Below are 9146 nucleotides of genomic sequence, written 5' to 3'. Positions count from 1 at the left end.
CTTGACAACACAACGCGGGAGTAGCTCAGCTGGTAGAGCACTACCTTGCCAAGGTAGATGTCGCGAGTTCGAATCTCGTCTCCCGCTCCACTTCAACCCCCCCCACCTCTCCGGTGGGGGGGTTTTTGTTGTGTGTTGCGGGACGCTTCCCTTTGCCGCGCGCCAGATGCGGCAAGATAGGCAAGTGTTTGAGTTCGAGATTCTCTCCCGTGATGGGCGTGCGCGAACGGCTTCCTTTCGTACTCCACATGGGACAGTGCAAACCCCGATGTTTATGCCTGTGGGAACGCAAGGCTCAGTGAAGGGCATCAGCCCCCAGGAGCTGAAGGAGGTCGGCTCTCAGATGATTCTGGGCAATACCTATCATCTGATGTTGCGGCCTGGGCCAGAGCTGGTGGCGGCCCACGGGGGGCTTCCAGGTTTTACGGCATATCCCGGTCCTTTTTTAACAGATTCGGGAGGCTTTCAGGTCATGAGCCTGGGCCACATGCGTAAGATTACCGAAGAGGGCGTGACCTTCAAGAGCCATCTGGACGGCAGCAAAGTGGTGCTGACTCCCGAACGAAGTATGGCCGTTCAAGAAGCCCTAGGGGCGGATGTCATCATGGCATTCGACGAATGCCCTCCTTTTCCAGCGGAGCCGGACTATGTCCGCCGCAGCCTCGAAAGAACCGTTCGTTGGCTCGAACGTTGTGAGGCGGCGAGAACGAGGGAGGACCAGGCGCTGTTTGCGATTGTGCAAGGGGGCATCTCCTGCGACCTGCGTGAGCTGAGCTTAGAAAAGACCCTGCCTTTTGGCACGCCAGGGTTTGCCATCGGCGGGTTGGCGGTGGGCGAGTCGAAAGAAGAGATGTTTCCCATCGTCGCCTTTACCGCAGAGCGACTGCCCGAGCAAAAGCCTCGATATCTGATGGGGGTAGGGCATCCAGAGGATTTGGTCGCGGGCATCGCCCTAGGCGTGGATATGTTTGACTGCGTTTATCCGACCCGGACGGGCCGCTTCGGCTATGCCTTGACAGACCGGGGCCGCCTAAACATGAACTCCAGTGCGCCGCGGCAGCAGCTGGAACCGCTGGACCCAGAGTGCGACTGCTATGCCTGCCGGCACTATACCCGTGCTTACCTGGCCCACCTGGTGCGTGCTGAGGAGATGCTGGCTCCCAGAATGCTCTCCCTCCATAACCTCCGCTATCTCCACCGTTTGGTGGAACGGGCGCGGGCAGCCATCGAGGAGGGCCGATTTGCCGAATGGGCCAGAGCTTGGGCGGAAGGCTACTTTCCAAAGGCTGTCCCCTCTTGGTTTTTGGCAGCCTTGGAGACGAGCCAGCAACCGCTGCCGGGGGGTTCGCCTGCTGCCCGCAGCTTATAAAAAAGATTTTCAAGCCCCGGCTGTCTTTACCATTGCGTCAGAAACCCGTGTCTTGAGCAGATTTCTACTGCTTTACTGGCGTCTCAGGGTTGACCCATACTTCTTCACGCGGGTATCATCCCGTTGATCTGACTTTCTGAGGTCTTAGGCCACAGGGCGTCAGGTTGCGCGCAGAAACGCGGAAGGCGGCCTACACCGGGAGAGGAAACTCGGCAACTCGCCCCACCGTCTATCACAGTGCCCGCTGCGGGTCTCGCGCGACGTTTTGGGGGTTTTATGAAGAAGAGCCTGCTCGTTCTGACTGCTGCGCTGTCCTTTGGGGCGGCGGCGGCGCAGACCACCGCTCCGGCGACGGCACCCCAGGTGTCCACGCTGACCGACGTTCCCGCCGGTCACTGGGCCAAGGACGCCATCGACCGCCTCGTCAGCCAGGGCATCATCCTGGGCTACCCCGACGGTACCTACCGCGGCACCCAGAATCTGACCCGCTATGAGGCTGCCGTCATCATCGCCCGCCTGCTCGACCAGATCCGCACGGGCACGGTCACCATCGACAACACCGAGACCCTGACGGCGCTCCAGAACGCCATTCAGGAACTCGCTGCTGACCTGACCGCGCTGGGCGTTCGCGTCAGCGACCTCGAAGAGAACGCGGTCAGCCGCGACGACTTCACCCGTCTGGAAGCCCGCGTTGAGGCGCTTGCCGCCGCCAATGGGGATGCTGCCGCTATCGCTGCGATTCAGGCCCAGATTGAAGAACTCACGGCCCGCGCCGACGAGTACGACACCCTGCGCGGCGACATCGACGACAACGCCGCCCAAATCACGGCTCTCAACGAGCTGACCGTGCTGCTGAACCAGGACATCCTGGACCTCCAGGACCGCGTCAGCGCCGTCGAAACCGCCCAGGCCGACTTCGTGACCCGCAGCGACTTCGACAACCTCGCGGGCCGCGTGACGGCGGTCGATCAGCGCGTGACGGGCGTGGCCAACCGCGTGACGACGCTGGAGAATGCGCCGCGTTTCAGCGTGGTGGGTGGCCTGACCTCTGGTTTCGGTCGCCTGAACCTGGTTTCGGGCACGGACAACTTCGACGTCAGCCGACTGACGGCCCGTACCCCAGTGAGTGGCATTCTGGGTGATGCGGACGTCACTACGCCGGATACTGCAGCCGACTACAACCGTTCTGGCACGATCACCTTTGGCATCCGTGCGACCAACCTGCGCACGACGACGGGCAGCGTCGTGGTGACCAGCGCGGGGCTGAACTTTGGGCTGACTACGGTCAGTGGGGTGCCTAACCTGGTTCAGCTCCGTGATGCCAACCTCGCGGGCACCATCAACGGCCAGGCCTTTACCGTTCGGTATAACACGACCGCCAATGCCTTTAAGTTCAGCGATTACCTGTTCAACAACACCGATGGCCTGACTGGACCTGGCATCGTGGCGACCATCGAAGCGACCACGCTGCCGTTCCGTCCGACCATTACGGCGGTGACGGGCAGCAGCACCAACGCCGCCATCGGTGGTTCCTCGTCGGCAGCCGTGAACTACTACGGCGTGCGCGCGGCTGTGAAGCCCTCTGCCACCAGCACGGTTGGTGTGTCGTACGCTCAGGGCAACCGTACGGCGTTTGGCTTGGATTACAGCGCACAGGTCGCCGGCATCAGCCTCAAGGGTGAAGGTGTTATCAGCGCCCTCAACGTCCCCGCGAATAACTTCCTGGCGGGCAACTTCCAGGGTTACCTCACGAACGGCGATAAGGCCTTCTACACAGAAGCCCGCGCCAACCTGGGCATCGCGTCCTTCGGCGTGAACTACCGCACGGTGGACCCTGACTTTGCGGTGGACGGCACCGAGAATGCGGGCATGATGGTGACCAACTCCATGCCCTACGCTCCCAATCAGACCGGCTTCGGTGCGGCGCTGGGCACCAACCTTGGCCCGGTGGCTCTGGGGGCCTATGGGGATACCTACACGCCTTACGGCGGTGGTACCCGCACGACCGGCTTCGGTGTGAAGGCTGGCGCCAAGCTTGGTGCGCTGGAGCTGGTGGGCTTCTACAACAACGCTACGGTCGGCGGTAACGCTGTTCGCAGCGCCACGAACCTCGGCAACGCGGGGATGGGCATCGCGGGCGTGCCCCGTCCGATGACCAGCACCTTCGGCGTGCAGCTCAGCCACAACGGCTCGGCTGAAAACGCCCTCGTCCGGAACCTGAACTTCACGGTGGGCGACGCTTACTTCTACAGCGACCCTCTCAATGAGTTCTACGCCTACGCGGACTACTCGACCACCGTGGCGGGCATCACCTTGCAGCCGCTGGTGCGTTACCAGCTCCGGACGGACCGCAACATCGTGAACAACGTGGACGAGTCGGAGAACACCGTCAAGTACGGCATCCGCCTCAGCACGGCGACCCTGACGGAGTTGCCCCTGCAGCCCAGCCTGTACGCCAACGCGGTTAACCGCATCACCAACACTGGCACGGCTTTCGGCGTTCAGAATGGGTCCACCACCGAGCTGCTGGGTCAGGTGGGCGTGGCCTTTAACCAGTTCCTGGCTCCCAGTGCGACGGCCCGAGTTGGTTACTCGTACTACCAGGGCTACAATGTGGCTTCTGTCAACGTGGGTGTTGCGGACAACGCCTTCAACGCCGCTTCCAACAACATCTACGCTGGTCGCGGTGGGGCGAGCGGCAAGACCGACGGCATCTACGCGCAGCTTGGTTTCAGCGGCCTGACCGCCAACTACGGTCTGTTCCGCTACACCAACCTGACCCCCAACCAGACCACGACCAACCAGACCTCGGTCGCCCAGGGCTTCCGCGTCAGCTACAACTTCAACTTCTAAGCCTGCCCGCGCAGGAACAAGGGGACCCTTCGGGGTCCTCTTTTTGTTGTGCTGCCCGCTAGAATCGGCTCATGTTGCCTGTGTTCGGACATACCAACCCCGATACCGACGCCATCACCTCGGCCCTGGTGTATGCCCGGCTGCTGACCCGGCTGGGCGTAGAGGCGCGGGCGTACCGCCTCGGCGAGCTAAACCGCGAGACGCCCTACGTGCTGCGGGAAGCGGGGGTAGAGGCCCCGGAGCTGCTGCCAGAGCTGCCCGCCGGGACCGCAGTGGCGCTGGTGGACCACAACGAGAGCGCTCAGTCGGTGGCCAACCTGCACGAGTTGACGGTGACGCGGGTGATTGACCATCACAAGCTGGGGGACCTGACGACGGCCCAGCCCGCCTACCTGCGCTTCGAGCCGGTGGGCTGCGCGGCGACCATCCTGCTGGCGCTGCACCGAGAAGCGGGGCTGGAGGTGGAAGCTGTAGACGCCCGGCTGATGCTGAGTGCGATTCTGAGCGACACCCTCCACTTCCGCAGCCCTACCACCACCGACCGTGACCGCCAGGCGGTGGAGGTGCTGGCTCCCGTGGCGGGGATAGAGGACGTGGAAGCCTACGCCCTGGCAATGTTCGCGGCCAAGAGCGACCTGGGCGACACGCCCGCCGAGACGCTGCTGCGAATGGACTACAAGGTGTTCCCCTTTGGTGAGGCGACGCATCCCCAGGGCGTGCAGACCTGGGGCATCGGTGTGGTGGAGACCACCAACCCCGGCTACGTGCTGGGCCGTCAGGCCGAGTTGCTGGAGGCGATGGACCGGGCGCGGGCCGAAGATGGCCTCAGCGGGGTGCTGCTCTCGGTGGTGGACATCCTGCGCGAGCACAACACCACACTGGTGCTTTCGGCGACCGAGGCGAAGGTCCTTAGGGACGCCTTTGGCGTGGAGACGCAGGGCAACCGGGCTGACCTCGGAGACCGCATCAGCCGCAAAAAGCAGATTGTGCCCGTTCTGGAAGCCTACTTCACCCCGCAGAGCTAAGCCTGGCGACGGCGTGAGCCTATGCTGCCGGAATGAATGAACTCGATTGGCTGTTCGCACAGCAGCGCTTTGGAATGCATCCCGGCTTAGAGCGGGTGCGGGCGCTGCTGGCCCGGCTGGACTCTCCCCAGCGGGGTTTTCAAACCGTGCTCGTGGGGGGCACCAACGGCAAGGGCAGTACGGCAGCGTCGCTCGCGGCCATGCTGACGGCCTCCGGCACCCGCACGGGTCTCTTTACGAGTCCGCATCTCACCCGCTTTTCGGAGCGGTTTGTGGTGGGCGGACAGGAGTGCCCCGCGCCGCAGATTGAGGAAGCCTTGGGGCGGGTGCGGCCCCACGCTGAGGCGGTGGGGGCGACCTTCTTCGAGATTGTCACCGCGTTGGGAGCACTCCTTTTTGCGGAGGCCGGAGTCGAAGTCGCCGTGATGGAAGTGGGGCTGGGGGGGCGGCTCGACGCCACCAATGCCTTGGAGCCGGTCCTGAGCGTCATCACAACGGTGGCGCTCGACCACACCGAGATTCTGGGGGAGACCCTAGAAGCCATAGCCGCGGAAAAGGCGGGCATCCTGCGGCCCGGTCGCCCGGCGGTCACCGGGGTGCCGCCCGCCCTGTGGCCCCAGCTGGAGGGCCAGGGAGCCGCCCTGTGGGCGCTGGGCCGCGAGGTGCAGGTGGAGGCCCGCTCGCAGGGTTGGGCGGGCTGGACGCTCCGGGTCGAGCTGCCCGGCGCGGCTTTGGACCTTCAAACGCCGCTGCTCGGCGAACACGGGGCCGCGAACGCGGCGCTCGCGGCGGCGGCAGCTTGGCGGTTGGGGGTGGGCGAAGCGGCCATTCGGGCGGGGGCGGCTGGGGTGGTCTGGCCGGGGCGCTTGGAGGTGGTGCCGTGGCGGGGTGGGCGGGTGCTGCTGGACGGGGCACACAACCCGGCAGGAGCGCAGGCCCTCGCTGCCGCGCTCCGCAGCCTGGGGGCCGCGCCCCTGCCGCTGGTTTTCGGAGCGTCCTCCGGCAAGGACGTGGCTGGGGTGGCCTCGGCGCTGCGGGAGGTCGCCGCGGAGGTGATTTTGACCCGCGCTCGCCTCAGCCCACGGGCGCTTTCGCCGCAGGAGCTGGCCCCCCACTTTACCGGCCTCCCCGTGCGCTTCGCTGGGTCGCCCGCTGAGGCCCTCGCCCTGTTGCCGCCGGGCAGCAGCGCTGCCGTCTGCGGCAGCCTCTACCTCATTGGAGAGGTGCGGCCCCTGCTGTTGGGGCTGCCCGGCGAGGCCCCCGAAGAGCGGGAGCGTTGGCAGTAGCCAAGGGGCTTCCCCACAACCCCCCCAGGCCGGGCCGGGGGGCAGCGGCAGGGAAAAGGGGGTCAGACGGCGTGTCGGCGCTCGGCCTGGGTGACCAGGTAGGCGCGGGTGGCTTTGAGCCACGCTTGGGCCAGGGGACTGTGGGGATGCTGGCGCTCCTCCAGCGCTTGCAAGCCCACCGCCAGGTGCCGCTCAATCTGCCGAATGGCTCCCAGGCCTCCTTCATTTTCGGCCTCAATCAGGGTGTTGAGAACGGTGGTGGGATGGGCCTGGCCGCTGCGAATGCTCGCGGCGATGATGTCAAGTGCACGCATGAGGCCCTCCTGGGGCGGGTGGGCGAAACAGGGGCGAGGCAGGCTCGGACGGCAGCCAAACAGTGGCCCTGATGTTAGCAGTCCCCCTCGGCAGAGGCAAGAAGAGCGTGCCTTCATTCTGTATTGACCGTATCGGGGGGCGGTGTTACACTCCGGCTGGGAACGTCCGGTTCTGTGCACGGGCCACCCGCCTGCCCGGAAGCGGGGGGCGTTCCAGGCGAGACCGCCGCCCGGCCAGGGGGGTGCGCCGCCGCAGCCAAGGAGGTGAACGATGAAACTGCATGAACGGCTCCGCGAACTGCGCAGCGAACGCGGGCTGCGGCTCAAGGACGTCGCTGAGAGCGCGGGCATCAGCGTGCCTTATCTCAGCGACCTAGAGCGGGGCCGCACCAACCCCAGTCTGGAGACCCTTCAGACGCTGGCGAGCGCGTATGCCATCACGGTCCACGACCTGCTGGAGGGTGTCGAGTTCTACGGCGACTCGACGGAGGGAGCGTTGCCCAAGGGCCTGGCCGACCTGGTCGCTGACCCCACGCTGGGTGCCCAGCTCACGCCCGACTGGATTCGAACCCTGTCGCGCATCGAGCTGCGTGGCAAGCGGCCCCGCGACAAGGGCGACTGGTACGAGATTTATCTGCACCTCAAGCGCATCCTGGGCTGACGCCCAGCTCAACAACGCCGGGCCGGGGCAAGCAGCGCCCCGGCTCCGCTGTTGTCCTAACTCGCGGCGCTGGGGCCACACCTTTTGGGTTTTGGTCAGTGGGCTAGGCGGTCAGGCTGTGCCCGGCGTCCGCGCCGCCGCGGGTAAGGAGCAAGGTTCCCGCGCCCCAGGCCCCGCCCACCAGAGCGACCACCAGTACCAGCGGCGGCAGGGTGAGGCACAGGGCTACTCCCCCCAGGCCGAGCACGCTGCCCAGCGCGTCGGGCTGGGGGAGCCGGAGGCGGCAGGCCACCGCTCGCCCAGCGTCATAGGCGCTGACGCTGAGGCCTGTGGCCACCAGCAGGAACGCGGCGGCGACGGCAAACAGCCCCGGCACGAGCAGCCCGCTCAGCGCCAGGGCGAGGGCCGGGCCAAGCAGGGCGGCCAGGGCCAGCACCCCCAGGGCCAGGGTCCGCAGCGGGGCGTGGCGCTGCCGCCGGGCGAGCAGGGGCGCGGCTCCGGTAGCAAACAGCAGGCCAAGTGCTCCTGCCGTCAGCGCCAGGAAGATGGGTCCCCATGCCGCCCCGCCGAGCCAGCCCAGCAGGGGCCGGAAGGCGGAGGCGGTGGCCAGCCCCAGCCCGGTGGGGGGCGGGGTCTGCTGGGCGGTCGCGTCGCCGGGGACTCGTCCCAGCAGGGCATGCACCTGGCCACGCACCTCGGCCCCAGGAGCGCGGCGCACGTCCCCAAACAGGGTCACGACCTCGCCCCCCACGCGGGCGCTGGGCAGAAGCTGTACGTCCCCGCCGACCACGATGACGTTGCCCGCCACGGGTCCGGCCACCGTGCGGGTCTGGCCCAGGGTCACCCCGCTGTGCTGCGCCGCCTGGTAGAGGGGCGGCAGGGTCAGCGCCGCCGAGAGTACAAAGCCCCCGGCCCCCAGCCGCTGCACGGCGGGGGTGGGCTTCCAGACCACCAGGGCGCTGACAAGCAGCAGCAGCCCTAGCCCCAGCCCCACCAGGGGCGAGAGGCCCGCCACCAGCCCCCGCAGCACGTCGGCCCCCGCCGCGAGGCCCGGCCATGCTTCGGTGACCCCCAGCAGGGTCAGCCCCAGCAGCAAGCCCCCCACCAGCAGGGTGGGCGCCGGGTTGTGGGGACGGGGTGAGGGCGGGGTGGGTTCCGCCCCCCGCCGCTCCGCTGCGATGCGGGCCGTCACTGCCGCCGCCACCTTGCCGGGCGAAACGGGCAAGGCCGGGTCAGCGCGCAGGGCCGCGCTCCAGGCCACCTCGTTCGCGACGGCAGCGGCCACCGACCGGGGGTGGGGGGAGGGGGGAGGGGTCTCCAAGCGGGCCGACAGCGCCACCGCCGAGGCGACTTCGGCGGCGATGGGGCGAGGCAGGGCGGGTGAGGGAGGTGCAGACAGCGCCGCACTCCAGGCGATGTCCGCCGCGAGGCCGGGGGCCAGGGGGCGGGCGGGAGGGGGCGGCTCTAGGGAGCGCAGCAGCGTCTCGGTGCGGGTCAGGTGAGCACGCAGCCGCCTGAACTCAGGGTCCCGCGACAAGGCGGCGACCTGCGCCCGCTCGGCCCCGGTGAGTTCACCGTCGGCCTCGCGGCGCAGCAGGTCAAGCCACTCTGGGCGCTCTGCCGTCCCCATCTGCTTCT

The 9146-nt window shown here is 67.0% G+C and carries 7 protein-coding genes and 1 tRNA gene; 6 read left to right on the top strand and 2 right to left on the bottom strand.

Annotation, left to right across the window (positions count from 1 at the left end):
- The first annotated feature begins 14 nt into the window (after positions 1-14).
- From H565_RS0106725 to H565_RS0106705, 5 genes are all read left to right on the top strand, one after another.
- Positions 15-90, top strand: a tRNA-Gly gene (locus H565_RS0106725).
- 76 nt (positions 91-166) lie between these two features.
- Complete coding sequence (gene tgt, locus H565_RS0106720; RefSeq protein ID WP_034408633.1) at positions 167-1369, top strand: tRNA guanosine(34) transglycosylase Tgt; 1203 nt, start codon at positions 167-169, stop codon at positions 1367-1369.
- 276 nt (positions 1370-1645) lie between these two features.
- The gene (locus H565_RS0106715) at positions 1646-4222 is read left to right on the top strand and encodes an S-layer homology domain-containing protein (protein ID WP_027460369.1); all 2577 of its coding nucleotides are present in this window, start codon (positions 1646-1648) and stop codon (positions 4220-4222) included.
- 71 nt (positions 4223-4293) lie between these two features.
- On the top strand, positions 4294-5247 hold the full coding sequence (locus H565_RS0106710; RefSeq protein ID WP_027460368.1) for a manganese-dependent inorganic pyrophosphatase: 954 nt from the start codon (positions 4294-4296) through the stop codon (positions 5245-5247).
- 32 nt (positions 5248-5279) lie between these two features.
- Entirely contained in the window at positions 5280-6533 is a 1254-nt protein-coding gene (locus H565_RS0106705; RefSeq protein ID WP_027460367.1) for a bifunctional folylpolyglutamate synthase/dihydrofolate synthase, read from the top strand.
- 62 nt (positions 6534-6595) lie between these two features.
- Here the strand turns inward: H565_RS0106705 and H565_RS0106700 are convergent, their stop codons facing one another.
- Positions 6596-6847 carry a hypothetical protein gene (locus tag H565_RS0106700; protein ID WP_027460366.1) on the bottom strand — a complete coding sequence of 84 codons (252 nt, stop codon included), beginning with the start codon at positions 6845-6847 and terminating at the stop codon, positions 6596-6598.
- Positions 6848-7118: 271 nt separating this feature from the next.
- On the opposite strand from H565_RS0106700, the gene H565_RS0106695 reads away from it, so the two are divergent.
- A complete protein-coding gene (locus tag H565_RS0106695; RefSeq protein WP_027460365.1) occupies positions 7119-7508 on the top strand; it encodes a helix-turn-helix domain-containing protein in 390 nt (129 codons plus the stop codon).
- 103 nt (positions 7509-7611) lie between these two features.
- Here H565_RS0106695 and H565_RS0106690 read toward each other — a convergent pair whose 3' ends face one another.
- Entirely contained in the window at positions 7612-9138 is a 1527-nt protein-coding gene (locus tag H565_RS0106690) for a bactofilin family protein (RefSeq protein WP_027460364.1), read from the bottom strand.
- Positions 9139-9146 lie beyond the last annotated feature (8 nt).

Origin of the sequence: Deinococcus murrayi DSM 11303, from assembly GCF_000482805.1 — a bacterium.
Classification (GTDB): domain Bacteria; phylum Deinococcota; class Deinococci; order Deinococcales; family Deinococcaceae; genus Deinococcus; species Deinococcus murrayi.
The sequence above is the reverse complement of the archived record's forward strand: the minus strand, read 5'-3'. Positions and strand labels throughout refer to the sequence as shown.

What these genes read in the sequence shown, in the direction of transcription:
- tgt (WP_034408633.1), top strand. Translation starts at nt 167, where the DNA reads ATGCGGCAAGATAGGCAAGTGTTTGAGTTCGAGATTCTCTCCCGTGAT.
- H565_RS0106715 (WP_027460369.1), top strand. Translation starts at nt 1,646, where the DNA reads ATGAAGAAGAGCCTGCTCGTTCTGACTGCTGCGCTGTCCTTTGGGGCG.
- H565_RS0106710 (WP_027460368.1), top strand. Translation starts at nt 4,294, where the DNA reads ATGTTGCCTGTGTTCGGACATACCAACCCCGATACCGACGCCATCACC.
- H565_RS0106705 (WP_027460367.1), top strand. Translation starts at nt 5,280, where the DNA reads ATGAATGAACTCGATTGGCTGTTCGCACAGCAGCGCTTTGGAATGCAT.
- H565_RS0106700 (WP_027460366.1), bottom strand. Translation starts at nt 6,847, where the DNA reads ATGCGTGCACTTGACATCATCGCCGCGAGCATTCGCAGCGGCCAGGCC.
- H565_RS0106695 (WP_027460365.1), top strand. Translation starts at nt 7,119, where the DNA reads ATGAAACTGCATGAACGGCTCCGCGAACTGCGCAGCGAACGCGGGCTG.
- H565_RS0106690 (WP_027460364.1), bottom strand. Translation starts at nt 9,138, where the DNA reads ATGGGGACGGCAGAGCGCCCAGAGTGGCTTGACCTGCTGCGCCGCGAG.